The 25280-nt window shown below is 48.6% G+C and carries 27 protein-coding genes and 1 tRNA gene; 11 read left to right on the top strand and 17 right to left on the bottom strand.

From position 1 onward, the window contains the following. Positions 1-7: 7 nt before the first annotated feature. Both rdgB and hemW read left to right on the top strand, forming a co-directional pair. Positions 8-610, top strand: a complete 603-nt coding sequence (gene rdgB / locus ACXAFQ_RS00680) for an RdgB/HAM1 family non-canonical purine NTP pyrophosphatase (protein WP_474817696.1) — start codon at positions 8-10, stop codon at positions 608-610. After that, the gene (hemW, locus tag ACXAFQ_RS00675) at positions 603-1742 is read left to right on the top strand and encodes a radical SAM family heme chaperone HemW (RefSeq protein WP_474817695.1); all 1140 of its coding nucleotides are present in this window, start codon (positions 603-605) and stop codon (positions 1740-1742) included. Before rdgB ends, hemW begins: the two co-directional genes overlap by 8 nt. Positions 1743-1796: 54 nt before the next feature. Here hemW and ACXAFQ_RS00670 read toward each other — a convergent pair whose 3' ends face one another. The 7 genes from ACXAFQ_RS00670 to ACXAFQ_RS00640 form a co-directional block, all read right to left on the bottom strand. Continuing rightward, positions 1797-2591, bottom strand: a complete 795-nt coding sequence (locus tag ACXAFQ_RS00670; RefSeq protein ID WP_474817694.1) for a DUF2884 family protein — start codon at positions 2589-2591, stop codon at positions 1797-1799. A gap of 95 nt (positions 2592-2686) precedes the next feature. Next, positions 2687-3193, bottom strand: a complete 507-nt coding sequence (locus ACXAFQ_RS00665; protein WP_474817693.1) for an Lcl C-terminal domain-containing protein — start codon at positions 3191-3193, stop codon at positions 2687-2689. Between the two features lie 3 nt (positions 3194-3196). Beyond that, positions 3197-4912, bottom strand: coding sequence for an Lcl C-terminal domain-containing protein (locus ACXAFQ_RS00660; protein ID WP_474817692.1), 1716 nt, complete (start codon positions 4910-4912; stop codon positions 3197-3199). A 69-nt stretch (positions 4913-4981) separates the two neighbouring features. Beyond that, positions 4982-5455, bottom strand: a complete 474-nt coding sequence (locus ACXAFQ_RS00655; protein WP_474817691.1) for a PAS domain-containing protein — start codon at positions 5453-5455, stop codon at positions 4982-4984. Beyond that, the gene (locus ACXAFQ_RS00650; RefSeq protein ID WP_474817690.1) at positions 5455-6447 is read right to left on the bottom strand and encodes a response regulator; all 993 of its coding nucleotides are present in this window, start codon (positions 6445-6447) and stop codon (positions 5455-5457) included. Before ACXAFQ_RS00650 ends, ACXAFQ_RS00655 begins: the two co-directional genes overlap by 1 nt. A gap of 199 nt (positions 6448-6646) precedes the next feature. Next, positions 6647-7396, bottom strand: coding sequence for an LrgB family protein (locus tag ACXAFQ_RS00645; RefSeq protein ID WP_474817689.1), 750 nt, complete (start codon positions 7394-7396; stop codon positions 6647-6649). Beyond that, complete coding sequence (locus ACXAFQ_RS00640) at positions 7393-7767, bottom strand: CidA/LrgA family protein (protein ID WP_474817688.1); 375 nt, start codon at positions 7765-7767, stop codon at positions 7393-7395. Before ACXAFQ_RS00640 ends, ACXAFQ_RS00645 begins: the two co-directional genes overlap by 4 nt. A 29-nt stretch (positions 7768-7796) precedes the next feature. On the opposite strand from ACXAFQ_RS00640, the gene ACXAFQ_RS00635 reads away from it, so the two are divergent. Further along, the gene (locus ACXAFQ_RS00635) at positions 7797-8603 is read left to right on the top strand and encodes a hypothetical protein (RefSeq protein ID WP_474817687.1); all 807 of its coding nucleotides are present in this window, start codon (positions 7797-7799) and stop codon (positions 8601-8603) included. Here ACXAFQ_RS00635 and ACXAFQ_RS00630 read toward each other — a convergent pair whose 3' ends face one another. The 3 genes from ACXAFQ_RS00630 to ACXAFQ_RS00620 form a co-directional block, all read right to left on the bottom strand. Then, positions 8604-8933, bottom strand: coding sequence for a hypothetical protein (locus tag ACXAFQ_RS00630; protein ID WP_070127233.1), 330 nt, complete (start codon positions 8931-8933; stop codon positions 8604-8606). Positions 8934-9040: 107 nt separating this feature from the next. After that, positions 9041-9853 (bottom strand): MbnP family protein, encoded by an 813-nt coding sequence (locus ACXAFQ_RS00625; RefSeq protein WP_083273190.1) that lies wholly within the window; start codon positions 9851-9853, stop codon positions 9041-9043. Between the two features lie 108 nt (positions 9854-9961). Beyond that, positions 9962-10162 carry an efflux RND transporter permease subunit gene (locus ACXAFQ_RS00620; protein ID WP_474817686.1) on the bottom strand — a complete coding sequence of 67 codons (201 nt, stop codon included), beginning with the start codon at positions 10160-10162 and terminating at the stop codon, positions 9962-9964. A gap of 296 nt (positions 10163-10458) precedes the next feature. Between ACXAFQ_RS00620 and ACXAFQ_RS00615 the strand changes: the two genes are divergently transcribed. Continuing rightward, positions 10459-10535: transfer RNA gene (locus tag ACXAFQ_RS00615), tRNA-Ile, on the top strand. A gap of 265 nt (positions 10536-10800) precedes the next feature. After that, entirely contained in the window at positions 10801-11997 is a 1197-nt protein-coding gene (locus tag ACXAFQ_RS00610) for a cytochrome b/b6 domain-containing protein (RefSeq protein WP_474817685.1), read from the top strand. A gap of 89 nt (positions 11998-12086) precedes the next feature. Here the strand turns inward: ACXAFQ_RS00610 and ACXAFQ_RS00605 are convergent, their stop codons facing one another. Beyond that, entirely contained in the window at positions 12087-12248 is a 162-nt protein-coding gene (locus tag ACXAFQ_RS00605) for a hypothetical protein (RefSeq protein WP_474817684.1), read from the bottom strand. 181 nt (positions 12249-12429) lie between these two features. On the opposite strand from ACXAFQ_RS00605, the gene ACXAFQ_RS00600 reads away from it, so the two are divergent. Next, a complete protein-coding gene (locus ACXAFQ_RS00600; RefSeq protein WP_474817683.1) occupies positions 12430-13839 on the top strand; it encodes an aminotransferase-like domain-containing protein in 1410 nt (469 codons plus the stop codon). 54 nt (positions 13840-13893) lie between these two features. Here the strand turns inward: ACXAFQ_RS00600 and ACXAFQ_RS00595 are convergent, their stop codons facing one another. Next, positions 13894-14493 carry a LysR family transcriptional regulator gene (locus tag ACXAFQ_RS00595; RefSeq protein ID WP_474817682.1) on the bottom strand — a complete coding sequence of 200 codons (600 nt, stop codon included), beginning with the start codon at positions 14491-14493 and terminating at the stop codon, positions 13894-13896. Positions 14494-14628: 135 nt separating this feature from the next. Between ACXAFQ_RS00595 and ACXAFQ_RS00590 the strand changes: the two genes are divergently transcribed. The 5 genes from ACXAFQ_RS00590 (at position 14629) to ACXAFQ_RS00570 (ending at position 20036) form a co-directional block, all read left to right on the top strand. Further along, entirely contained in the window at positions 14629-15216 is a 588-nt protein-coding gene (locus tag ACXAFQ_RS00590) for a nuclear transport factor 2 family protein (RefSeq protein WP_474817681.1), read from the top strand. A 182-nt stretch (positions 15217-15398) separates the two neighbouring features. Next, positions 15399-17015, top strand: a complete 1617-nt coding sequence (gene mhpA, locus ACXAFQ_RS00585) for a bifunctional 3-(3-hydroxy-phenyl)propionate/3-hydroxycinnamic acid hydroxylase MhpA (RefSeq protein WP_474817680.1) — start codon at positions 15399-15401, stop codon at positions 17013-17015. A 14-nt stretch (positions 17016-17029) separates the two neighbouring features. Further along, entirely contained in the window at positions 17030-17977 is a 948-nt protein-coding gene (locus tag ACXAFQ_RS00580) for a VOC family protein (protein ID WP_474817679.1), read from the top strand. A gap of 102 nt (positions 17978-18079) precedes the next feature. After that, positions 18080-18946: a fumarylacetoacetate hydrolase family protein gene (locus ACXAFQ_RS00575; RefSeq protein ID WP_474817678.1), complete on the top strand. Its 867-nt coding sequence runs from the start codon at positions 18080-18082 to the stop codon at positions 18944-18946. Between the two features lie 16 nt (positions 18947-18962). Continuing rightward, positions 18963-20036 (top strand): helix-turn-helix transcriptional regulator, encoded by a 1074-nt coding sequence (locus ACXAFQ_RS00570; RefSeq protein ID WP_474817677.1) that lies wholly within the window; start codon positions 18963-18965, stop codon positions 20034-20036. Here ACXAFQ_RS00570 and ACXAFQ_RS00565 read toward each other — a convergent pair. The 5 genes from ACXAFQ_RS00565 to ACXAFQ_RS00545 form a co-directional block, all read right to left on the bottom strand. Further along, positions 20033-20230, bottom strand: a complete 198-nt coding sequence (locus tag ACXAFQ_RS00565; protein ID WP_474818381.1) for a substrate-binding domain-containing protein — start codon at positions 20228-20230, stop codon at positions 20033-20035. The genes ACXAFQ_RS00570 and ACXAFQ_RS00565 overlap by 4 nt on opposite strands. A 166-nt stretch (positions 20231-20396) precedes the next feature. After that, positions 20397-21257 (bottom strand): fumarylacetoacetate hydrolase family protein, encoded by an 861-nt coding sequence (locus ACXAFQ_RS00560; protein ID WP_474817676.1) that lies wholly within the window; start codon positions 21255-21257, stop codon positions 20397-20399. Positions 21258-21300: 43 nt separating this feature from the next. Then, a complete protein-coding gene (locus ACXAFQ_RS00555) occupies positions 21301-22605 on the bottom strand; it encodes an MFS transporter (RefSeq protein ID WP_474817675.1) in 1305 nt (434 codons plus the stop codon). Between the two features lie 20 nt (positions 22606-22625). Next, a complete protein-coding gene (locus ACXAFQ_RS00550; protein ID WP_474817673.1) occupies positions 22626-23555 on the bottom strand; it encodes a VOC family protein in 930 nt (309 codons plus the stop codon). Beyond that, complete coding sequence (locus tag ACXAFQ_RS00545; protein ID WP_474817672.1) at positions 23552-25237, bottom strand: FAD-dependent monooxygenase; 1686 nt, start codon at positions 25235-25237, stop codon at positions 23552-23554. The genes ACXAFQ_RS00550 and ACXAFQ_RS00545 overlap by 4 nt, the downstream gene beginning before the upstream one ends. Between the last annotated feature and the right edge of the window lie 43 nt (positions 25238-25280).

Raw genomic sequence — 25280 nt, 5'->3', positions numbered from 1 at the left:
TTTTGTTATGGCATTTCCAGAAAAAATCGTACTGGCTTCAGGCAATGCCGGTAAGGTAAAAGAGTTCGCCCGACTGTTTGCACCGCTCAATGTAACTGTAGTGCCACAAAAAGAATTAGGCGTTAAAGACGTACCAGAAACCGGCACCACGTTTGTCGAAAACGCGATTATTAAAGCCCGCCACGCTGCAAAATGTACAGGCTTACCCGCTATTGCCGATGATTCGGGTTTGGTGGTGAATGCCCTTGATGGTGCGCCAGGTATATATTCAGCCCGGTACGCCGGTGAAGGTGCTGCCGACAGCGATAATATTGAAAAATTGCTTCATGCCTTAGATGGCAACCCAAACCGCCGAGCGCATTTCTTTTGTATGTTAGTTTTTATGCGACATGCAGACGACCCTGTGCCATTGATCAGTGAAGGCTACTGGCACGGCACCATTACCACCGACCAGGCTGGTCATGGTGGGTTTGGTTACGATCCGGTGTTCTATGTGCCATCACACGAATGTACCGCTGCTGAACTCGACAGACAGGTGAAGAATCAAATCAGTCATCGTGGTCAGGCAATGGCGTTCCTATTGGAACAAATGAGACAAACTTTTGCGTAATCCCCCATTAGGCTTGTACATCCACATTCCCTGGTGTGTGCAAAAATGTCCTTATTGTGACTTCAACTCTCACGGGTTGAAGTCTGATCTCCCCCAACAAGAATATGTCAGCCATTTACTCGATGATTTAGCCGTTGATGCCACCCGCGTTGCTGGCCGGGAAGTGACCAGCATATTCATCGGTGGCGGTACACCCAGCCTTTTTGAGCCTACTTTCATTGGCAATTTGCTTGCAGGGGTAAAACAACGTATCGCGCTTTCAGATAACGCTGAAATCACCCTGGAAGCCAACCCTGGCACCGTAGAAGCAGCAAGATTCGACGGCTATGCTCAGGCGGGTGTCAATCGTATTTCTATGGGCATTCAGAGCTTTGAAGATAAACATTTAAAAGCCCTCGGAAGAATTCATGATACGACGCAGGCACGCAAGGCCATCGACTTCGCCCGCTCAGCACCGCTGAATAGTTTCAATGTTGATTTAATGCATGGCCTACCTGATCAGAGCATTGAAAACGCATTAAGTGATCTAGCAACCGCTATCGCGCTGTCGCCTGCGCATTTGTCCTGGTATCAGCTTACCATCGAGCCCAACACCCCCTTTTATTCTAAACCTCCAGCACTGCCCGACGACGACATCCTGTGGGAAATACAAGATCAAGGCCATGCAATGCTGGCTCAAGCGGGCTATCAGCAATATGAAATTTCGGGATACAGCCAACCCGGTTTTCAATGTCAGCACAATTTGAATTACTGGCGCTATGGTGATTACTTGGGGATCGGCTGTGGCGCACACGGCAAAATTACCGATATCCGCACCGGCAACATTCACCGTACCGTGAAAGTCAAGCATCCAAGGGGTTATATGGATATTGCGCGCCCCTATCTCGACACAGAGTCAACGGTTGAAAAAGACGATCTCGCTTTCGAGTTTTTTATGAATCGTTTTCGCTTAGTCGAACCTTGCCCAAAACAGGATTTTATTGATTTTACCGGCCAGGTATTGTCTGCGTTTGAGCGACAGGAGTTAGATAAGGCCATTACGCAAGGCCTGCTGACCGAAACAACGAGTCATTGGCAGGTTACGCCTAAAGGTAGGCGCTATCTAAATTCACTGCTTTCTGCGTTTGTTTGAAGAGGTGTAAATAAAACAGCCCGCTAATGCGGGCTGTTTTATTAACTGTAGATTTTAGCCAGACACGATTACGTCGAAAGGCTTTAATGCAACAACGTGCTTGCGAAGTTTATCTTCCAACACGTTTAGTCGTTGGAGCTTGTCACAGAACCATTGCGCTTTGTTGTTAAGCGACGCAGGGCTGGCTTCCAGGTCGAGATGCTCCCCTACCGCTTCGAGCTGTCGGGTAATCGCCTCTACCCGCTCATCACTCAGCTCTACTCGAGATTCGTCCATGCCCGCAATTGCAGACAAGATACCGCCAATTGACATTGAAATGGCTTCTTCCAGCTCCGCCTCTATTCCGCTATCGACAAAATTGTCCACACTCTCTAATGATCCCGGCCCGATAAAATAGTGGTCGCTGGCATGGCGAAATTTATCCTTCACACGATTACGTACTCGCTTCATGGCACTTTGCAGCTTGTCGTAGCTGTCATGGTCTGCGCCCACCAGCCCTTGATACACGTTGTCAACGGTATCCGCGGCCAGATCAACGCCTTCGGTGGCCAGAATAATCATTTTCGGCACAACATAATGCAGGCCACGGGAATATTCTCGTAACCAACGACGCTGTTGCACAGAAAGATCCTGCCAGCGCCCTTTAACGAATAGCTGCTCCTGATCGTTGATCTGAATGACAGTTCGGTTATTGTCGAGGATTCGGAGTTGATGTTCATTCACCACCAAACCATACGCAAAGTCGATATCGCACGAATTTCCCGCAGATGCGAAAAATGGGATCGTCGCTAAAAAGACAAGCGTATTTCTGACTACATTGATGAGATTTCGCATTTTCATGCGTTGCATTGTGGACGGCTTAGGGGCAAATAAAAAGTCGCGACAAGCTCAACAGACTAAAATTCAGGTTGAATATATCGCGACTTGAAAGAAGCAGATAGACGCTAATCGACACTCGTTCGCACAAGTCTTACGTAAATAAATCGATCTTTTTCTTTGATTGAATGACTCGCATTGAAAAACGCCACAACCCAGGAGCGAAGTGGGTCTTGCAAAGACGGCGTTGAAGTCCAGAAATCATCTGGTGGCGTGTTGGGAAACACCGTTTCGTTGATAGCAGGACGTACACACTCACGTTCAGTGATAGTAGTCAGCTCTTTGATATTGGGTAAACGCCACCCCGCTAGCAAAGTAGCATCGGCCTCTTGCGCAGCGATAAGTGCTTCCTGCCAATTGTATTTTACCGCCGTGCCAGTGCACGTTGTGCCATTCCAGGTTTGACCAAGTGCACAACGCTGCCAAATTAGGTTACTTGGCGTGTGAAGTACCTCGCCGTCACCCAAATCTTCAAATTCATCGTCACCTGCCGTTTTAATGCCTGAACCCAGACAAGTTTGCGCCGCCACGGATGCGGTTAAAAACCACAAAAAGAAAACGACCAATACTTTCATCTTTTACCTCCCCGCTCTGACCAAGCGCACGCTGCCTGGCGTGGCTTTGTTCAAAAAGTTATCCAGGCCAGAAGCAAAATCCAGCGCCCATGCATTCTGAGCCGCATCTTCGGCAACACCATCAGCACTAGGGATTCGAGTCCAGTACCAAAGCCGACCATCACCGTCTACCGTACCCGAGTTAGGGAAATAGTCATCATCAATCCTTACACCGCTGGCAAGACCAAAATGTATCAGCGACATCATTTCTTCGTAAGTCGGCATTCGCCAGTCATAAAATCCGCACAATCCCACCGCGTTGACGGCACTCACATACGCAGTGGTGTTACAGCTTGTGAGAGTGCAGCTTGCATCAGTACCTGACTGAACGCCCTGATATCCGCCGTTTTCATCGAAGAAGAACCAGGTGTAGGTATGGTTGGCATCGCGCACGCCTCCGTCTGTGGTTTTCTTTTCCCATACCAGCCCAGTAACATTATCACGCACGCAGTCCCAAGCTTGAGCGGTATCGTCTTCTTCGTCACCGTTGGCATTTAATTTGGTAAAGTCAAAGCCAGCCTTACCACGGCCTGCTTTTTCCAATAAATTGGCAGCATGAATCACATCACTGCCTCGTTGACCATCTTGCCCTGGAAATGCGTTTTGTTGTGTATTCGCATAGGCTGTATTGTTGGCCTGTACCGTAACTCCAGTATCGTTGATCAGCGGTACCGGATAAGGACGCACCGTAATGTCTACCTCATCGGTAACAACATGCCCGTAGGCATCGGTTACGCTGAGCATATAAGTAAACACGGTTTCGTTTTGTACCTGAGGTGCAACGGCATAGGTAGAGAGTGAAGATGGGCTTACCACACCATCCAACGTGCCATCCCACTCGCTAATGAGCGGTAGCCCGGAAGCGACCGTGGTGGTGGCAGTGCCATTCAACACCACGCGTTCACCGCTAAACACGGCTTGATCAGCCCCCGCTTCTACCAGAGGTAAGGTCTGACTTTCTGACAACGTATTTAACGAAAGTGTAGCGGTATCAGTGGTACCTTCCGCATCGGTTACGGTGAGGGTGAATGTGAGCGTTTGTGCTTCAGCTTCAACCGGCATGGTAATAGTGAGTGTTGAAGCATCTGTGGTGACATCGTTCAACACACTGTTGCCGGCGGTCTGTTGCCACTCCCAGGCAGCAATGGGGTTGTCGGGATCGGGGGCATCGTCGTCAATACTGGCTCTACCATTCAGCGTCACACTGCGCCCCGCAGAATAAGTATTGGCAGGCTGCCCCTCTTCCTGCTCAGCTTCAATAACGGCAACAGGTGCAATGTTCTGTGGCCGCACGAGAATATTGAGGGTATCAGTATCACTATTTCCGCTGGAATTGGTGACCACCACAGTGATGACAAATGCCGTATCTGTGGTCACTGCAGGCGCGGTGAACTCGGCTTCTGAGGTAGAATTGTCTGCCTGGGTTATAGTGGCAGCAGGCGATGCACTCCAACGCCAGGTTGCACCGTCAGTATTGCCTGTAACACTGCCTGAAAGCGTAGACGTAGCACCTTCAAGCATTTCAATATCTGCACCGGCATTAACATACAAGGCATTAGGGGACGCATTGCCGCCAGTGTCACCATCATCGCCGCCTCCTCCGCCACCGCAGCCGAACAGCAGAAATGATGCACTTAACATCAGAAGAACTTTTACCGCAAAAAACTGAATTCTCACCATTACATGCTCCAAACGAAGGCATTCAAATTCGCCAACTTTATAACGACGTATCAGGTAAACGCTTTTTTGCTAGGCTCTTTCTTCCGTACTGACCTGTAAGGCTTCGAGTTGCTTTTTTCCAGAAGCGATATCCGTCATGTCATATACCATGACACTGATAAAATCCGTTTTTCCGTTAGCAGAGGTCAATGGCGCTAAAGTTACGTTTTGATACATATAAAGCTCATTGCCTGTAATCGGCCGATAGTTGTGAAACTTGAATAAATAGGGGCGTTGCTCCCAGGTCATGAACGCCCGCGTATTGAGTTCGAACACGGGTTTGCACTTTTTAGTAAACCACTTCTCTTCAACGTTAGGAAAAATGCTAAAAAGGGTTTTATCACGCACCTCACTGGGAAGCAGGCCGCTGTGACTTTCCATAAAACCGTTCCAAACCTGTATGCGGAAATGCTTATCAAGCACCACAATGCCCACATCTACACTCTGGAGCATATCCATCATCCAGTGGAACGACTGCATTTGCTCTAATTCGGTATCCTGCATTACATGTCCTCTAGTAAATGCGCCAGTTTGGCATTCATAGTCTGCATGGAGTCTTCAGTAAACAGGATTAGCAAGTCACATCGCACGTTGTATCCTTCTAGACCGTAGCTTAGCTCGATTGCCAAGGTACGTTTCCACTTGACCTGGTTCGTTTTTATGATTTCACTGATGGCCCTGTGCTGACCCAGAACAATGGGTTGGCCCTGTGCAAAAGTCACGTCCATCTGTTGTGCTAATCCGGTGAGGCAGGTACCTATAAGAATACTGGCCGCGTCCATGAGTAATTCCAGTTGCAGTTGATCGTCCACTTCTTCCTGTACATCGAGAATTTTCGCAACGTCACCAAAGCTAGAATCGCTAAGAATACAAAGTACTTCTCCGCGGATCCCAGAGCCAATAAAACCTTGGCATACCGCTGTTACTTGCTCTTGGGAATCGATATCAGACAACATCATGCGCATCTCAGAGGCTTCTATCAGATTCACATTGGGTATAGGCAGGTGAACAAAAACATTCATGGTACGGGCCAGGTGATCACCCGCACGTCCCATGGCAATGTTGGTGATTTCCTGATAACAATCGCGGATGTCGGGATCTAATTCAACCGTCTCTTCAACGGGCGCTTCACTTTCCATCAACTGATGTTTAATCAGCACTTGTTCAAGAGTAGTAGGATCAACGGGTTTGCGAATAAATTCAACGGCACCGAGCTTGGTTACGCGCTCGTGAGCTTCAGGCTGTACATCCCCTGAAATAACGACCACCTTAGTCTGCAAATTTTCATCGCGAATGGCCTGTAAGGTTTCGTAGCCATCCATCACTGGCATGTTAAGGTCGAGTAGAAGCAGTTGCCCTTTGCCTTGCCGTAAAAGTTCTACGGCTTCTTTGCCGTGTTTGGCAAAGTGAATCGCCACTTCCCAGTCTGGTGGCAAACACTTGGCAACCTGCTTTCGTGCAACCATTGAGTCGTCACAAACCAATACCGATATCATGTGAAAAGGTAACCTTCCTATAGCCGTTACAGAGATGAATGCCGCTTAAAATAAACACAAAACGCTGCAAAAATACGCAGTAATCTAATGAATATACGGTGTCCGTTAACCTATTAACTAATAGCAGGATTCCAGAAAAAAGCCATTGCACTTATGTTTAAATCTGCAGAACTTTCGCCCTTAAACGAACCAGGATAATTCAGGAAATCGAGGAAAACAGTAATGGTAAAATAATCGCCGTCATTATACCGTTCAAACACAATCCTAATGTAGCCAGTGCACCGGTTCGCTCGCTCATTTGCAGCGCTTTCGCCGTTCCTACTGCGTGGCAAACCGCTCCGAGCGCCATCCCCTGAGCCTGTGGCAAAGTAACATTTAACAGCTTATACATAACTGGCGCGATTACCGCACCAACGATACCGGTAGCAATGACGAAAACCGCAGCGAGTGCTGGAATGCCGCCAATATGCGCGGTCGCTTCCATAGCGAGTGGTGTGGTTATCGATTTTGCCAGCATAGTCATTTGCAATGCAGTAGGCGCATCGAAGTACCATACAGTGAACCAAGCGGTAAGCGGAGCAATAACACCGGCAATAAAAACAGAGGCAACTAACCGCCAACCAAGTTCACGTATTTTTTCCCACTGCGCATACATCGGGATAGCCAGCGCGACGGTTGCCGGTCCAAGCAGCCAATGTACTAGTCCGGCGAATTGCTGATACCCCCTCGCACTGGTTCCAGACACCATTAACATCGCGCCCACGAGAACGGCTGTTACCAAAACCGGGTTTGCGAGAGGATTACCTTTCGTTCGACGTCCAATATTTAACGCTAGCAGATAAGCGATTACCGTAAGTGATATCCATAATCCTCCCTGCCAGGAAAACGATAACTCCGTCAGGCTTACAATGGATTTTGCCCAGTCATCAAAGGCTTCTGTAATCGTCACGAATCATCCCTTACCACAACAGATTGCAAGATTTTTTGTGCAATCCAAGCCGCAATTCCAAGACTAACTGCCGTACTGACAATGATAGCTAGCGCAATACCGGTGATATTTTCACTGATCTCTTGCCAATACACACCCACACCCAAAACTGCCGGCACAAACAGCATTGCCATGTGCTTGAGAATAGGCTTACCTCCAGCAAGCAACAACATAGGGGTCTTACGACGAAAAAATTGCCATGCTAACAACATCAGTAAGCCCATCAATGTGCCCGGTAGCGGAATTGAGGCCACGCGAACCAGTATTTCTCCAGAGAAATAGAAAACGCAGATAAGGCTGAAACCCATCAAAAAACGAAAGAGAAGAGACATGTGAGCCCAAGAACGAAATAGAGAGCCCAGTGTATCTGAGAGCAGGCTTGGGGCTCAACCGACCATGGTCTTATAAGTGCATACCAAAAGCTGCTATTTCTGATATATTTATCATCACTCAACGTAATAACAGGGAAGTTATGCGGACTGCAGCGTTTTATAACGATATTAAGGACAGTATACGCCCGGGCGATCTCATCGCTTTTGGCGGCAATAGCCTGTTCTCCAAATGGGCTAAGCTCACGACACGCTCCAATGTAACTCACGTTGGGGCTATCACACACTGTCACACATGCCCAAATACCAATAGCCTCTTGCATCATGATGTTTTCGAAGCCACAGTGAGAAACAAAAAACGGGGAGTGATGGTCACCCCTCTTCATAAAAGACTGGATGAGTATGAAGGTGACATTTGGTGGCTACCGCTCCACCGTTCACCTCGTTCGCGCTTTTTAAACGCTTTACACGCCATGCAAGATTTCATCGATTCTGAAAGCGGCAGAAATTACGATATATGGCAACTTTTCGCCTCTACTGTAGATTTCTTTGACAACCACCCCTGGCTTTGGCGATTAACTCGCAATCTCAAATGTGAGCATGAGTGGTTCTGCTCAGAACTAATTGCCGAACTGTACAATCGTACTGGCGTAATAAAGCAGGTATGTGCAGCGGAAACCACACCGGTTGACTTGTGTAGATTTAAAATTTTCCAGCATGGGTACGTGCAGTTGAAAGGGGAAGAAAAAGAAATACGAAGGTTTAATTCGTATTTGCCCGATAACTGGGGGCAATGGCTCACCGAAGATGATGAGCCCGTTGATGAGCTTATTCGCTAATTAGAAAGCGCTGTCCTGGTGGACTTTAATAAACATCTGCGTTTCAGCTTTGCTGTAATCGATTTTGTATTCTTTGCCGTTCAACGTTTGAATAAACACCAATGTTTTTTCATCGCCAAAGATATCACCGGAAGTAAGATCAACCAATTCCATATCCATCATTTTAGCTTCGCGCTTGTTATCAGGGATTTTTCCCTCATAGCGCTTAATACCTTTGTGAGTGACAATCACCGGTGGATTGTCGTCGCCGTTCACGACAAGCAGGTCAAATTTTCTAACTTTATGTATCAGCGTATTACGACCGCTTACCAGGTAAGGCTTCTCAGTCATTATTGTCTCCGTGCTGGCAGGATAATTTAAACTAAAAGAAAGATAGCAAACAAAACAGATGCTTGCACTACAACACCCTTATTATTCGCAGGGTTTTGTTCATACGGTCAGGATTTCAGATATACCTTATCTGGTGCATCCCACTTAAGCCAATCCCTACCTGTAAGATTTTTCATCACTTTTTTACAGCTCTCGTCAGGGGCTTTCGCCATATTGCATTCTGCGACTTTATCTAAGTCTACTCTAAATAAAATTTGTTGTAGCTTGGCCAGCAAATTTAAGTCAGAAACATTCTGCGCCATAGGTAAGGTAACGGTAACGCGATTAGGTTTTGCACACGCAGATGGTGTGGTTTCTGGGGTACTGCCGTTGCAGCCGCCACTTGCCAGAAGAAAAGACCAAATTGATGATGGTTCCCGGGTATTTTGCAGTTCAACTCTGAAAAAATTGTGCCCGATATTAACTGACTGAAACATAGTTGGCTTATCAAGAGGCGCTACCTGATCAGCTTGCGCAGTATGATTTTCACCGAAATCTAAACCCAAAGTCAGACGTAACTCAGTTACCCGGTCGAGTAACGCCTCATTGATATCCAGCATGATGTGATCGCGGTTTTGCTTATCGTCACAGGCGTTCTGAAAATGCATAAAAGCCACATCTTTCGATTGCCAGTCATTCACTTTAAAATCCAACGGGATCCAACGCCCTTCGACTTTCACTTCCGGATTACTCAAATAGAACGCCAGATAGTTTACTTTCCAGGATGTTTTATCAACTGTTACCTCATAGGCACAATCTTCACCTCGGGTTAAGTCGGTAAATGTAACAGGGATATCGCCGGGAGCACGATCATTGCCAAAAAAGCCGCAGCCAGAAAGCAACGCGATAGCCGGAACAAAGCAACACCATTTCAAGTTCATAGGTATCAAATTCAACTGGGTAAAAAACTAAAGTAAGTGTGAGGCGCGTGACAGGTTACAGTCAATACAGCCTAGACTAACGGGGCAAAGAATCAGTTACTTGGAGAATCATGCTGTAATCCGCACCGCCATTTCATCAGGCGGCAGCCCACGCCACTGCCATGCAACGGCAATAACAGGTATATCAACGTTAGGGAAAATATCCGTTGGCGTGCGCATAGCAGACAACGGGCCGAGAATAAGAATGAGCAATGCCAGCACAACAAACGTGTAGGGCTTACTCAAAGCGATGCGGACGAGCGCGAGCATAGATTTATCTTATTTGTGAATAATGAAGTTTAATTTATCACCGGGGTGCACTAATGATTAGAGGCTATAACCTGCATAGACTTATTAGAAAAACAGATTAATCTGCTGGCTAATGCGAGAATTTCATTAATAGCGGAAGAGTCTTAAGAAGAGCGCTAGTGGTAACGGCATAAAGAAATGCTGTTTATTTACTCGCCGATTGAACGGTGATGTATGAATTCAGGGATGACTTTGGCGAAGAAGATGCATATACTACGCGGCAATCTTAGCTTGCCGCCCGGCAGGCCAGTTCGGAAGGCCCTATAGCTCAGTTGGTTAGAGCACACGACTCATAATCGTTAGGTCCCTGGTTCGAGTCCAGGTGGGGCCACCATTTCCTCGCTACATTTCTCTTAAATACAACCGCTGTACAGATCATTAGATTCATTTGTTCCATACAGATGGACATAAAGGCAACCACCGGAAGACAAAATCGGTTTGAATTGATTGATGACCCCCACTCTTTTGTAACCCAGCATCAACATTCACATTCTAAAAATCAGTATAAATTGTTCTCAAAATAAACATGCCCCAGATTCGCAGTTCATGAGCAACGAAGGTAATCTAACTGCAGGTTCAAACTGATTTTAGAAACACTAATGACAACAACACCATACAATCTGGTTGCCCGCATTCTGCACTGGACAATCGCAATATTAATCTTCTGGGCAATCGGTCTCGGCTTGATTGCCGAAGATATGCCGAACTCACCGGATAAAATTGAGTTATTTGTACTGCACAAATCTGCGGGCTTTACCGTTCTGGTACTGGCGGTTATTCGCCTGTTCTGGCGCTTGATGCATCCACCAGCGCCGCTAGGGCTCCCTCCTCTGCAAGAAAAAATGGCAGCAGCCGGACACTGGGGCTTGTACCTCTTGATGCTGGCCGTGCCGCTTAGTGGCTGGCTATTAAATTCTACCGCGGGTTATCCGTTTGCCTGGTTCAATTTAATTTCAATTCCCCATATTCCCGGGTTGGAAGGCGAAAGCCGGGATCTATATTCGTCACTGCATGTTTACCTGTTCTACGGAATCGCATTAATGGTGGCGGGCCATGTCGCGATGTTGGTGGTTCATAAGCTTTTTGATGGCGTTAATCTGCTGCCGCGCATGCTCCCTGGCAAGGTATTTGTTGGCGCAAGCCAACTGACGATCACGCTGGCGTTATTACTTGGCTTTACCTTCTACAAGGCGGAAAAAGCCACGCCGGAATTCACCGATTCACCGCAAGCGGCTGCACAATTACCTGCTGATTCTGAAGCAGAAGCTGATGCGACTCAGAGCGCGATCGAGACCGGTAGCCCCCTTTGGCAACTGGTCGCCAGTCCGGATAATTTCGCATTCACCAACAGCTACGCAGGCCAGCCATTTGTCGGTGCTATCCGCGAGTTTACACCTGAGATTTACTTCGACCCGGCTAACCCTGCAGATGGCATTATCGACGTGACCATTAATACGCAGAGTATTACCACCAATAATAAAGACTGGGACGGCACCATCAAAGGCGGCCAATGGTTCTCTACTGACGCTTTCCCTCAAGCGCATTATATTAGCCGTGATATTCGCGCTGAAGACGGCAAGTTTGTGGCTAACGGCGAACTCACGCTAAAAGGTATTACTAAACCAATCGCAGTCACTTTCGACTGGCAGGAAGATAACAGCACTGCGCAATTTGTTGGCTCAGCGACAATAGACAGACGTGAATTCGAAATAGGCAGCGGCAGCTGGGCTACCAACGACAGCGTCGCTTTCGAAGTTGTATTGGATATTGATTTGCAGTTGAGGAAACAAAATTAAACTGCAAGCAGGTTGCCAAATAGCAGTTTAATTCACGAGGCGGTCAGATATGCTTGTTAACCAATTTTTCGAGCATATCTTCCGCTTCTTCAACGCTTATCTTTATCCCCCACTTCAGCGACAACCATCCAGTACAGCACTAACATCACTACTACGAATACTACCGTAAATATCATTCCTAACACCGTGCCACCGCTTGCTTGGGCAGGTGCTGCCACTAATAAGGTTAAAATAAGTAGATACAGTTTCATGCGACACCCCATGTTTGTTTCCACGCGCTTCCTTTTTACAGATGGAAGGCTTGGTAGTTGACGGTATTCACAATATCCCGATTACATGCTTTCAAACAGATACAAACCAAAGGCACTTTTATATAACAGATAATAATCACAGCTGTTATAGTTTAATTCGCATCTGCATGAGGGGTGATAGGTGGCAAAGTACGAAACCTTAGCGAGTCAAATTAAGCAGCAAATTGAACATGGGATCTGGCAGGAGAATGAGAAACTGCCATCCTTACGCAAGCAAGCGCAAATCAGTGGCTATAGCTTGATGACAGTGCTGCATGCTTATCAGCTTCTTGAGAGCCAGGGCCTTATCAGTTCCCGGGAACGCTCCGGTTTTATCGTTACCGCCCCCACGCGCCCTTCTTCGATGAACAACGTGCAAGCGGCTGACGCAGTAAGTATTAATGACTTTGTGTATGAGGTACTCCAGGCTTCCCGAGATCCACACATGTTCAGCCTCGGATTTGCCTATCCCGATCCCACGCTGTACCCCAGGCAGCAACTTAACAAATCCATCGCCGCTGCCGCGCAGCAAATATCACGTACCAGTGCCATGGATAACTTTCCGCCGGGTAACGAAGAGTTAAGAAAAATTATCGCCAAACGGTATGCTGCCAGAGGCATGAATATATCACCCGACGAAGTAGTCATTACAGCAGGCGCATTAGAGGCCCTTAGTCTTAGCCTTCAATCCTGTACCCGGCCAGGTGACTGGGTTGTCATTGAATCACCGGCTTTTTATGGGGCGATGCAGGCACTGGAGCGTCTGGGCTTAAAAGCAATAACCGTTACCGTATCCCCCCAGAGCGGGTTAGATATTGCAGCGTTGGAACGCGCTCTTCAGAATCACCCGGTAAAAGCCTGCTGGTTAATGAGCAGCTTTCAGAATCCGGTGGGCTATTCACTAACCGACGATCAAAAAAAGCATGTTGCACGCCTTTTGCAACACTACGATGTAGCTTTAATTGAAGACGACGTTTATGCAGAGCTTTATGCTGATCCCCACCCGCCTTTGCCAATAAAGCATTTCGTGGATACTGGAACCGCCATGCTCTGTTCATCATTTTCAAAATCGTTAGTTGCTGGTTACCGAATAGGCTGGGTGGCAGCGGGTAAGGCGTGTTTGAATATTCAGAAACAACAGCTGATGAGTACCCTGGCCACCAGCGTCCCGGTGCAATTTGCGCTGGTTGATTACCTGTCGACAAAGAACTATGAGTTACACTTAAAACAGTTAAGGAAAGCGCTGATCATTAGAAAGAAGGCAATGACCGCTTATCTGAATGAACGACTTCAGGGCGTTGCCACCATTCATGCTGATAAAGGCGGCTACTTTCTGTGGATTGAATGTCAGCCTCATATTGATGCAATGGCGATTTACAATAAGGCATTGCAGCTACATATTACAATTGCGCCGGGTAAACTGTTTAGTCTGAGTGATACATTTTCTCATTGCTTCAGAGTGAACGCTTCGTATGAATTAACCCCAACCCGTCGCGCGCTTCTTGAAAAGCTAACCCGCTATATTGTTGACCTGTCGCAACAGAAAGCGTAAGCAGAGAACGCAACACTACAATCGCGCTAAATCAATTCCCTGTTCACGGTGTTATCATGCCAGGCAAAATGCAGCGGAAACAACCGACTGGCGAACCAATGTAGTAAAAGACTTTACGGCGCCACTGGTTTCGTTTTTCCTGCTCAACAGCATTGGCCATTCACCAATAGCATCTGCTATGAGGCGTTCGTCAAGACTATGAGCTAGGCTCGGCCAGTAACCCACGTCCAGTTCATCTGCCAGAATGGCAGCAGATTGCTGTTGAGGTGGCATTTCTCTTAACCTGACTTCAACATCGGGAACTTGCTGATGAAATGCGGTCAGATTATTCATTAACTGCCCGGTCATTGCTCCATACCCGGCAAATCCAATACGCACAGTACCGGTTTCTCCTTTAACGGACCGGCGCACCGTTTTTAAAGTATGGTCAGCCTGCTTAAGCGTCCGGTAGGCCTCCGGAAGAAATAGTCGCCCCGCTTCCGTTAGGGTAACCCTGCGACTCGTACGGGTAAAAAGCGGGCCGCCAATTTCATTTTCAAGCGCCTTGATCTGCATACTTAACGCCGGCTGAACAATGTGCAGCCTCGTGGCTGCGCGCCCGAAATGCCCCTCTTCAGCCACCGCGATAAAATAACGTAAATGACGTAGTTCCATAAGCCGTATTATCAGTATTTATGATTAATCCATCATATTAATATATTTTTTTGAATCAATAAAAAGTGCGATGCTCGTCTGGTGGCGTTACCTGACTGTAACCCCGAAAGAATGTTTTTAAATCGGAGAGTAAAAATGAATCAAACATTACAGCCAGCTGACCAGCTTGAAATAGCGAATTTAATGACCGGATGGATTTACCGAGATATCGCTGACTGGCAGGCTCTGGCAGCCCTATTTCATTCAGACGGCGAAATTGAAATAACCTGGTATGAAGGCAATTACACTGGCTTTATCGAGGGTTCGAAAAAGATGGGCGGTTCAGCGCTGAAAACGAATCATCTGGTCGCATCACCGATCATCACCAGTAATGGCAATCGTGCCCTGGTAGAAACAAAAGCCATGATTTCAGCAGATAACATCGAACTAAACCTCGGCAGTAATACGCATAATCGTTTCATAGACCGTGTTGAGAAACGTAACGGCGTATGGGGCATTGTTAAAAGACAAAGCATTTACGACATGAGTTGGTTTACTTTCCCCGCAGGCATGAAGGAGCTTGATGAACATAAATTAGGCCGCCATCCTCGCGAGTATGCGTCTTTAGCTTATTTACTCGCAGAGAGTGGTTTTCCGTTAAGCCGCGAATTTGCCACGCGAGGAAGCAAACAGGAACAAGAGATAAAGCAGTCAGGTTTAGCCTGGCTTCATGAATCCAGTTAACTCCATACCCCGTCAATTATCTATACGACTCTCGCAAACCAGCGGCATGCCGAAAATGAGAGTGATTGTGCCGAAAATGAGAGTTTAATTTAACGTAAATCAAGTTAAATTTTTGTTGCTAACGATTTACAGCCACTCGACTAATCAGTGGCTACCTGAACTAAACAAGTAAGGTGATATTCATGCAACAACAACCGAGTTTTGATTACGACATCATTCAGATTGGCTATGGCCCGGTAAGTAAAGTTTCTGCGCTCCTGTTAGAGCGCCTTGGGTGGAAAGTCGGCATTTTCGAGCGGTGGGGAGAAGTGTACCCGCTGCCCCGTGCAGTTTGTATAGACCATGAAATCTACCGGATGATGCACGCAGCAGGATTAGGTCCGCTTGTTGATAAAGTGACTCGCCCTGCCCCGCTCTACCGATGGTACAACGCCGACTGGCAGGAACTGCTTTGCCTGAACTGGCCAAATGGATCTGTTTCAGGGGGGGCAGAAGTAAACTTCGTGCATCAGCCCTCATTCGAGCGTGAACTGGATAAAGAAATCAAACGTCGCAGCAATATTTATCTGCATTTCGAACACGAATGCACAGGCGTTAGCCAGCATGCTGACCGAGCAGTGGTAGATGTACTCGATACGGTTTCCGGTGAATCCCGCAGCGTGTCAGCAAAGTATGTTCTGGGCATTGATGGCGCTAACAGCTTTGTACGCGAAAGTCTGGGTATTTCCCGAACTGATCTGGGCTTTGAAGCAGATTGGTTAGTGGTCGATTATATACTGTCTGAAGGATTAACCGCTAAAGACTTAGGCCTCATCGAATGTGGGCAGTATTGCAACCCTAAGCGTCCTACCACCATTGTACCAGGTGGTGCTGAAAATGGCCGTGAACTACGTCGCTGGGAGTTTATGCGCCTGCCTCACGAAACCCGGGAAGAAATGGTACAGGAAGCGAAGGTACAGCAATTGCTGGGAGACTGGATCAAACCTGAGCAGGGCGAGTTGGTTCGCCACGCCCTTTATACATTTCGCTCGCTGATCACGGACAAGTGGCGCGATAACCGCATTATTCTTGCTGGTGATGCCGCGCATCTGATGCCACCGTTTATGGGTCAGGGGATGTGCGCGGGATTACGGGATGTCTGGAACCTGAGCTGGAAACTCGACAAGGTCCTGCGTGGTGCAGCAAGCGATGCACTGCTCGACTCCTATGAACTGGAACGCAAGCCCCATGTTACTGAAGTGGTAAAACTCTCAATGTTCCTGGGATCTATTATCTGCATGCCAGATGAGCAGGATGCAGCGAAACGTGACGCCGAATTTTTATCAGTTACCCCGCCGCAAATGGCACCTTTTCCACAGTTAACTGATGGTCTGCTGGCCTTAGATAAGCAGGGGACTCCTATGCGCTGTGCAGGTTTATTATCGCCACATGGAACGGTTCGCCACCAGCGACGCACCCAAAGGCTCGACAATTTTGTACCAGCACAGCAGTTTACTTTACTACTGGGGAATGGACTTACCGCATCAGTGCTAAGTGAGCAAAGCCTTCAGATGTTGCAACACCTGGCGGTGAATATTGTGCAGGTTGAAGATAAGCACACCGCTTCCGATGACGGGTTTGCTGATACCCAGGGCCAACTGCTCAGTTTCATGCAAAATAATGGTGTAAATGCCCTGCTCGTTCGGCCTGACCATTATGTTTATGGTGGTGCCCAGGCAAGCGCTGATCTGAACTATCTGATTGCGCACTGTTTTGAAGCGCTGGAGCAATCGTTGCAAGTTCCCGCAGCAGTAGCCTGATGAGGAGCGATAACATGAACAGAACCTGGTCAGAATACGGCATTCATTCAATTAATCACTTTGCCCTAGCGGTTCCCGACATCAGTACCGTAAAGCATTTTACTGAAAATTTTGGTTTGACGCTTACTCAGCAAGGCCACTACTGGACTTTGTCAGCCAGCGATTCACATGAGTGGGCCCGCCTCACTGTAGGCCAATGCAAGAAGACATTGTATGTAAGCCTGAATTGCTATCCGCAGGATTTCGCCGGGTTGCAGGCCCAAATCCTCAACAATGGTGGTACAGCCCAGTCTCCCTGTGAAACCGGCCCACAGAATGGGTTCTGGTTTACCGATCCACATGGACAGTTGTTCCATTTACAAGCCGGTAATAAAACCATGCCGGACAGCAAGTCTCATCCGGTTATCGTGCCATCTGAGCCCGGTTTAGCGAATGCTCCTACCCGTGAAACAGTAACGCGGGTAAAACCAATTCGGCTCGCCCATCTGCTGCTTTTTACGCCCAGCGTAAATGCGTCTGTAACGTTTTTCGAAAAAGCACTGGGCCTGTTAGTGGCCGATCGCTCTGGTGATGGGGTTGCATTCATGTATGCCCGTTTTGGCTGCGATCACCATCTGATCGCACTCGCTAAAAGCACGGGGACAGGCTTACATCATTCTTCCTGGGATGTGGCAAACATTAATGATATCGGCGTGGGTGCCGAACATATGCGTCACAACGGCTATCCCAATCAGTGGGGCCTGGGTCGCCATGTTCTGGGCTCCAACTACTTCAATTACATTCAGGATGCTGACGGATTCTGGTGGGAGTACAACGTTGATATAGATTATGTGCCGGCTGGACTTACCTGGCCAAGCGGGGATTATGCACCTGAAGAGTCATTGTACCTGTGGGGACCGGAACTGCCGGTGAACTTTATCGAAAATACAGAAAATCCTTTGCCAGCAGAACAAACTGATTAAAAAGAAGAGAGCGCCTCACGCATAATGTGCAGGCTTCTCTTCATCGTTGCATTTACCACGCAACATCAAATTGCTTAACAATACACTTTTTCAGAGAAGATTATGAAATTAGCCCGAGTTCAGAAACAGAATTCCGATTATCTCGCAGTAGTGCGGGACAATGGTGTTATCTCTTTAGATGGCCTGAAAAACATCTTTCCTACCATGCAATCCATAATCAATGGCGGTGAACCAGCTCTTTCACGGATCCGTGATTATATAGCCGACAAGCCCAACACGGACAGCCTGGAAAATATCAGGCTACTGGCACCGATCACCCGACCCGGCAAAATACTCGCCATTGGTATGAATTATAAAAAGCACGAGGCAGAAGCAGCCAAACTGGGCATAGAGCGTCGTAGTCATCAAACCTGGTTTAACAAGCAAATTACCTGCATCACCGGGCCGTTTGATGATATTGATCCCGGCGTCACTGAGAAGCTCGACTACGAAGCTGAGTTGGCGCTGGTCATTGGCAGTCATTCAAAATACCTCACACGTGAAAATGCCATGGATGCAATCTTTGGCTACATGGTAATGAACGATGTGTCAGCCCGGGACTGGCAGGCTCACACCCCCACATTCACCATGGGTAAATCTTTTGATACACATGGCCCAATCGGCCCGTGGATAGTTACCAGTGACGAGCTTCCATCCCCGCAAATTCTTCAGTTACAATGTTTTGTAAACGGTGAGCGTCGACAACAAACCAATACCAGCGAGATGGTGCACAATATTGTTGATCAGCTAGTGTATCTTACTCAGGCTTTTTCACTGGAACCCGGCGATATTATTGCGACAGGTACCCCGGAGGGTGTGGGTGTTGCGATGGAGCCTCCGGTATTTCTGCAAGCCGGCGATGTTGTGCGTTGCGAAATAGAAGGTATCGGCGCCATTGAAAATACTGTGGTACCACCGCTCTCACGCTAAGCATTCCGAGGTTTTAATGATGTTACCTGCCACGCTTCAGGACGAATATGCAGTTGAGAAGCAAAAAGTTCTGCAGAGCTATTTTCAGGATTTACTGGACGTAATGGTTGAAAAGCTTGGGCTGCAACAGGCTAATGCCTGGTTTACACGGCACGGCGTGGCAACAACAGGCTTTCATGTGTCGGCCAGTCAGCTGACATTCAATGCCTATTTTAAAATACTTGCTGATATTGAAAGTGAGAATATGTACCCCGGAATTGGCTTACTACTGGGTAAAATGAAATCCGTACTGAATTTCGGTGTATATGGTTATGCCCTGCTATCAACATCGACTTACAGCCAGTTCACCGCTGTCGCAGACCGCATTTTCTATGCGATATATGAACACATAGCTATTGCCCACAAAGTGGTCGACAACTATTTGTATATCAGTTATTTGCCTGACAATGCGATCCGTGGTCCAGGCTATGTGGCTATAATGGAACAGGTGGTTATGTGCGGCATTTCGTTAATGCAATCGCAGCTGCCTCGCCACCTTTCCTGGCAGGATTGCCTTGTACATTGCAATTATAGTAAGCCCGCTCATTACCGTAAATTTAATGAGTTATTTGGCGGAGTCATTTGCTATGACAAACCGCTGATGCAATTGTGTGTGCCGGCCTCGTGGATGGATCTCCCCTTAACGTCAGGGGCGCCTTACATTGCCTCAATGTGTACGGAGCGATTCGAAGCGTTGTTAGGTGACTATGCCGAAGACATCAGCTATACCGGTCGCGTTAAACACATTTTATTGTCAGCGAATTTCAATCAGTTGCCTTCCATTTCGCAGATAAGCGCGCATTTTCACATGGCTGAGCGCACACTTCGTAAAAGACTCGCGGAGGAAGGTCAGTCATACCGTACTATTCTGATGCAGATAAGGCATGATCTTGCTAAGCGTTATCTTCTCAGCAGTGACTTGTCCATTCAGGAAATCGCCTTTTCACTGGGCTACACTCACCCACAGAATTTCTTTCGCGCGTTCCAGAAACTGGAGAACAAATCACCAGAAAAATTTCGCCAATCGGACAGGTTACACCAATCTGTTTAGCGCGGCAGACCGGAGGATTGTCGCTTAATAAGGGAAACGTTAACAATGCTGCGACACCGGGCAGCACTGCCATTGTTGATTCTGCCAAAAAGCATTTCCATTGCATTCTTCGCGATTTCTGCCAACGGAATGGAAATGGTTGTTAATAAGGGCCTATAAACGGCGCTGAAGGAAATATTATCAAACCCGACCACAGAAACTAGTTTGTTACTTGAGATGTGTCTGGACACGCATTTTGACGTGCCCACGTCACTTTTTCTAAAGTATCTCCCTGGCTAAACAGATTTATTTTAAGGTTGTTATTGTGCTTACTACATCGTAGCCAAACAAATTTCTGGCAAAACGCTGCCCTGGCCATTCCTACTTATCAGCACTGACCCGGTTTACAATCGCACCAATTTTCTCAACCTCGCATCGCACCACATCACCAGGTTGCAGGAAAATAGGCGGGTCCATTGCCACGCCGACCCCTTCTGGCGTACCAGTAGCAATCAAATCACCGGCTTCAAGGGTGAATGCCTGTGACAGGTAAGAAATTTGAGCGGCCACCGAATGAATCATCTGCGCCGTATTATTCGACTGACGCAACTCATCATTAACGTAACAGGCTAAATTCAGGTTTTGTGGGTCATCAATTTCATCTGCCGTGACAATCCACGGCCCTATCGGCCCATGTGTATCGAAGGACTTACCCATAGTGAAGGTAGGCGTGTGGAACTGCCAGTCACGGGCTGACACGTCATTCGCCACCAGATAACCAAATACGTAATCCAGCGCATCGTCTTCATTGACACCCTTAGCATTTTTGCCGATCACCAGACCCAGCTCCACTTCATAATCCAGCTTCTCTGTCACACCAGTTTCGATGTCATCATATGGGCCGGAAATACACGTGGTCTGCTTATTAAACCAGGTTTGATAAACCCGGCGTTCAACGCCCAGTTTGTCCGCTTCCTCTTCATGCTTTTTGAAATTCATGCCCACCGCGAGATATTTACCAGGACGTTCCACGGGTGCTAAAAGCTTTACCTCATCCAGCTTGAGGTCAGTTTTCCCGGTTTCTACCATGGTACGCAATAGGTCCAATGCCGCAGCACCGCCGTTGATAATGTCCAGCATGGTGGCAAACTGTGGCAGGAATGCCGGTATTGCAAACACGGCTTCGCCATGTACTACGCCAGGCATTACCTGCCCGTCTTTTTCAAATCGAATTAGTTTCATTTATATATCCTCAGGAACAATGCGCGCCTTTACGCAGGCGGCGTCATTGGTTTTTAACGTAAAATCGGGTTAATGCCAGCGTACTCAGTATTGCCAGTGAGGCCATCAGCACACACACTTCAGTACGACTGAACTGCATGGCGAACAGTGCGCCGCCTAGTAACGGCGCAAACGCACTCGCTACCCGCCCGGAGCCAATCACGAACCCCGTGCCAGAAGCCCGCATTTGTACCGGGAAAGTGCGCACGACAATGGCGTTTAATCCCACCATGCCGGCATACAGGGTAAATCCTGCAAATGCTGCAGCGGCGTGCAATAGCACCATCTGGTTGGCGAAGCTGAAGGTCACCACTGACAGTGCAAATAATGGCAACGCCACTAACGTCAGTGTTTTAACCGTTAAGCGGCGGGATAAATAGCCCAGCACGATACCGCCAAACACACCGGCTAAATCCCGGGAGACAGTGGTTTGTGCTGCGGCATCCTGGGCGAAACCAAGATCAACAATTAATTGAGGAGTCCAGCTCAGAAAGAAGTACACAGTCATCATGTAGAGGGAGTACAGCAATGTAATGTGTAACGTTACTGATAACTGAGCCGGACGAAACAGGTCGACTAGCGGAATTGCACTTACCCGTGCAGGCGGCGCAGGAAGTGCGTTCACTGTGGCAAAGCCACAGCGGGTCATGAATTGGTTGACCTTGTTAAGGCTACGTGTGGTGGGCTTGTTAATCAGCAGCGCGACAGGTTCTAACAACCAGATATACACCACCGGTAACATCAGCAAGGAACAGGCGCCACCAAACAGGAAAATGGTGCGCCAGTCATAGTGCGCCAGCAGATAACTGGCGATCACGCCGCCAAGTGTGCCGCCAATGGGAAAGCCTACCGCCATAAGGCCAATCACCAAATCGCGGTTCTTGCGGTTGGCATACTCAGCCCCCAACGGATTGACAATGCTGATCATGCCGCCAATCCCCAATCCCGTGAGTAACCGGTACAGCGCCAGCTCGGTGAGCGACGCACTGAAAGCACTGGCTACCATACCACCGGCCATCACCAGCAAACAGGTGAAGATCATCGGTCGACGCCCGTAGGCATCGGCTATGGGCGCCAGTACAAGGGAGCCAATAGCCATTCCCGCCAGCCCGGCGGACAATGCCAGCCCCAGTTCGGAACGGCTTAACTGCCACTCAGCCAGAAAGCCCGGCGCTGCATAGGTTACTGCCAGTACGTCAAAACCATCCAGGGCATACAGCAATATGCTAATGAAAATGGCGGTTTTCTGAAACCGGCTGAGTGGCGAGGCCAGCAAGACCTCGCGGGGATCAGATGGATTAACTATCATTGATACGCCCTCACTGGTGATCAAACTTCGTAGTTGTGTACAAAATCAGCGGGTGGATTTGGTCCCCACGAGTGCAGGGAATCTTCCAGCGGCCAGTTGGTGGGCTGCCATGCCGCGCTGTCTGCAATGTAATCCATGTCGCAGTAATATTCTAAGTAGCTGCCCCACGGGTCGCGTACATAGTAGAAAAAGTTAGAGCCAATGGAATGACGACCAAATCCCCAGCCCTGCTCGTAGCCTTGCAGCGCCATTTTACTGCCGCCCAGGCCCACATCGTCAGGCGTTGCCACTTCAAAACTGGCGTGATGAAAGCCAATGCCGGCAGACTTAGCAAACGCGATCACATGGTGATCACTGCCCCCATCACAGTGGGTAAAGGCCACCACATCCTCGGCACGATCAGAAAGGTGCATTCCCAGCACGTTTTCCACAAAGGCAACGGACTGGGTCACATCCGGACTAAACAACAGGCAATGACCAAGACGCAGCGGCTTCACCGGCCCGATTTGCGATTTAGGTGGCAGTACACCTTCATTCGTTCGGACTGTATTCCCCGGTGTGTTCATTTGCACGGCAGGCAGCGGGGTAAGCGGCTGTGGCCGTGCACATATACTCACGTTGTACTGAATACCGCACGGGTCGCGAAACCAGATCCCGTGTTCAATTTCACAGCAACCGGCACTTTCTAAGGGCACGTCCATCGCCTGCAGGCGTGCCTTTACAGCTTCTAATCCCGATTCTGTAGTTCCCAGTGCCACATACTGCAAACGCTTTTTGTCGCCACCGCTGATTAGTTTTAGTGCAGTTTCGTTAGTGTCTGCGCAGGTGAGATTGATCACGCCATCCAGCTTGTTAGACTGCAAACCAAAGGCATGATAGAACGCCAACGCGCTGTCTGTATCTGCCGGTGGCACCGACAGCGCCACATAGCGTAAATGCGTGACGCTCATACCGCCTCCTCGCGCAGCACATTGTTCACTGACGCACCGGTTACGGTTGCCATCACCTGAATAAAGCTATCGTCAATGTGGTCGCTTCGCCACGCCACATGGTGATCAGGACGAATAAGCACAAAACGCTTGCCATACAAAGCCTGAACACGCTCATCTTTTATCCGCAACACATCCAGCGGTACCGATACACTGTTAATGAAATCAGATTCTACGGACGTTAATTCATCCTGGCCGGTTTTGATCAGGGTAAAGGTATCGCCAAAGCAGTCCTGCAGTGCTAAATGCTCATTCAGCCACAGGTGCGGACTACGACTGCCCGGCACTGCTGATGGCGTGTACTCATTCCAGCTATCCTGAGGCTTAGTCTCGCCCGCAGAAACGACAATATCCGACTCAAAATAGCTGACGCCATAGGTAATGCCCGGAATATCAAATTCTTTCGACACATGTTCGGCCAGGGCAGCTTGCAGTGCATCCCGTGATTGCTGTCCCGCCGGGCTGTCTTCTTCAATGTTCTCAGGCACAGGTAAATTGCCAATACTTTCGGCCATGGCACGGGCGAACCGGGTATTGCGCTTGGCAATAGGCCGCCTTTCTTGTGCATAACTGGCAAGCAGGTTTTCACCTCCCCAGCCCTGGCACACCGCAGCAAGTTTCCAGCCCAGGTTCACCGCGTCGTCTACCGAGGTGTTATAGCCCTGCCCGCCGGTAGGCGTGAACAGGTGGGCGGCATCACCAACTAAAAACGCGTTCGGCCGCTGCTGACTGTTCGCCATTGCTTCTGCCACCAGTGCAAAACCGGCTGTCCATGCCTTCACACCGATAATAGAAAACAGGAAATCGTCGCCCATGGCAGCCTTCAGTGCTTTTGTTGCAAGAGCTTCGCTGGGTACTTCATCGCCCTTTAACTGCGTGTGCTGAACAAAATGATTGCGTTCGCGCAGTGCGCATAACAGTGCTCGTTGCTCTGTATTTATAGCCCAGTACTGCCAGGATGGCTGCGCCGTTTTGGTATAGAAATCATCAGAGGTAAAATAGGTCGCCATCATCTTGCCGCCGAAAAACGCACGATTGAGATCGCTCTGCCCCTCATAGCCAAAGCCCATGGCTTCCCTTACCAAGCTGCGAGGACCATCAGCACCCACAACGTAGGTAGCCTGAATTTCACGGCGCTCTGTTGTGTCGGCGTGTTGCACGACCACGGTTGAGATTTTACTGTTGAGATTGACCTGAATGGCCTCCCAGCCCCATAGTGTGGTTACTGAGGGATACTTCGCTAGCTGTTCCCGCATCACGCTTTCCACATCCATTTGCTGAACCCGCGCCAGCGGCTCTGCCGTAGGCCAGCGATGCAAATGGGCGTTACGCCAATCGTCGTTTTTTAGTTTTTTACCGCTCAGGCGAGTCAACTCTGTGCCGCTGTAGCGTGTCAGGTAAGTGATATCGTCAGGATACCCAGCCGGTAATGCCAGGCGCCGTACCTTGTTTGCAAAACCCAGGCGACGGTAATGCTCCATAGAGCGCGACGTGGTGGCATTAGCCTTTGGAAAAGATGGCGGAGTTGTTGCCAATTCAATAAGTACGGCACTCACACCTCGTCTGCCTAACTCGATAGCAGTGGTTAAACCCGCAGGGCCACCACCAATAATCACTACCGGTGTTTCAAGAAAGTCTGTCATCAACATCTCCCAAAATCTGCGATGGCGGCGTTTGCCCTCACCC

The organism is Alteromonas sp. ABH2_165, assembly GCF_056159945.1.
Note: the sequence above shows the minus strand (reverse complement) of the source record. Positions and strands in the feature narration are given on the sequence as shown.

Excerpts from the sequence above, each read along its gene's own strand:
- rdgB (WP_474817696.1), top strand. The coding sequence starts at position 8 with ATGGCATTTCCAGAAAAAATCGTACTGGCTTCAGGCAATGCCGGTAAG.
- ACXAFQ_RS00670 (WP_474817694.1), bottom strand. The coding sequence starts at position 2,591 with ATGCAACGCATGAAAATGCGAAATCTCATCAATGTAGTCAGAAATACG.
- ACXAFQ_RS00665 (WP_474817693.1), bottom strand. The coding sequence starts at position 3,193 with ATGAAAGTATTGGTCGTTTTCTTTTTGTGGTTTTTAACCGCATCCGTG.
- ACXAFQ_RS00660 (WP_474817692.1), bottom strand. The coding sequence starts at position 4,912 with ATGGTGAGAATTCAGTTTTTTGCGGTAAAAGTTCTTCTGATGTTAAGT.
- ACXAFQ_RS00655 (WP_474817691.1), bottom strand. The coding sequence starts at position 5,455 with ATGCAGGATACCGAATTAGAGCAAATGCAGTCGTTCCACTGGATGATG.
- ACXAFQ_RS00650 (WP_474817690.1), bottom strand. The coding sequence starts at position 6,447 with ATGATATCGGTATTGGTTTGTGACGACTCAATGGTTGCACGAAAGCAG.
- ACXAFQ_RS00640 (WP_474817688.1), bottom strand. The coding sequence starts at position 7,767 with ATGTCTCTTCTCTTTCGTTTTTTGATGGGTTTCAGCCTTATCTGCGTT.
- ACXAFQ_RS00630 (WP_070127233.1), bottom strand. The coding sequence starts at position 8,933 with ATGACTGAGAAGCCTTACCTGGTAAGCGGTCGTAATACGCTGATACAT.
- ACXAFQ_RS00625 (WP_083273190.1), bottom strand. The coding sequence starts at position 9,853 with ATGAACTTGAAATGGTGTTGCTTTGTTCCGGCTATCGCGTTGCTTTCT.
- ACXAFQ_RS00620 (WP_474817686.1), bottom strand. The coding sequence starts at position 10,162 with ATGCTCGCGCTCGTCCGCATCGCTTTGAGTAAGCCCTACACGTTTGTT.
- ACXAFQ_RS00610 (WP_474817685.1), top strand. The coding sequence starts at position 10,801 with ATGACAACAACACCATACAATCTGGTTGCCCGCATTCTGCACTGGACA.
- ACXAFQ_RS00605 (WP_474817684.1), bottom strand. The coding sequence starts at position 12,248 with ATGAAACTGTATCTACTTATTTTAACCTTATTAGTGGCAGCACCTGCC.
- ACXAFQ_RS00595 (WP_474817682.1), bottom strand. The coding sequence starts at position 14,493 with ATGGAACTACGTCATTTACGTTATTTTATCGCGGTGGCTGAAGAGGGG.
- ACXAFQ_RS00590 (WP_474817681.1), top strand. The coding sequence starts at position 14,629 with ATGAATCAAACATTACAGCCAGCTGACCAGCTTGAAATAGCGAATTTA.
- mhpA (WP_474817680.1), top strand. The coding sequence starts at position 15,399 with ATGCAACAACAACCGAGTTTTGATTACGACATCATTCAGATTGGCTAT.
- ACXAFQ_RS00580 (WP_474817679.1), top strand. The coding sequence starts at position 17,030 with ATGAACAGAACCTGGTCAGAATACGGCATTCATTCAATTAATCACTTT.
- ACXAFQ_RS00575 (WP_474817678.1), top strand. The coding sequence starts at position 18,080 with ATGAAATTAGCCCGAGTTCAGAAACAGAATTCCGATTATCTCGCAGTA.
- ACXAFQ_RS00570 (WP_474817677.1), top strand. The coding sequence starts at position 18,963 with ATGATGTTACCTGCCACGCTTCAGGACGAATATGCAGTTGAGAAGCAA.
- ACXAFQ_RS00560 (WP_474817676.1), bottom strand. The coding sequence starts at position 21,257 with ATGAAACTAATTCGATTTGAAAAAGACGGGCAGGTAATGCCTGGCGTA.
- ACXAFQ_RS00555 (WP_474817675.1), bottom strand. The coding sequence starts at position 22,605 with ATGATAGTTAATCCATCTGATCCCCGCGAGGTCTTGCTGGCCTCGCCA.
- ACXAFQ_RS00550 (WP_474817673.1), bottom strand. The coding sequence starts at position 23,555 with ATGAGCGTCACGCATTTACGCTATGTGGCGCTGTCGGTGCCACCGGCA.
- ACXAFQ_RS00545 (WP_474817672.1), bottom strand. The coding sequence starts at position 25,237 with ATGACAGACTTTCTTGAAACACCGGTAGTGATTATTGGTGGTGGCCCT.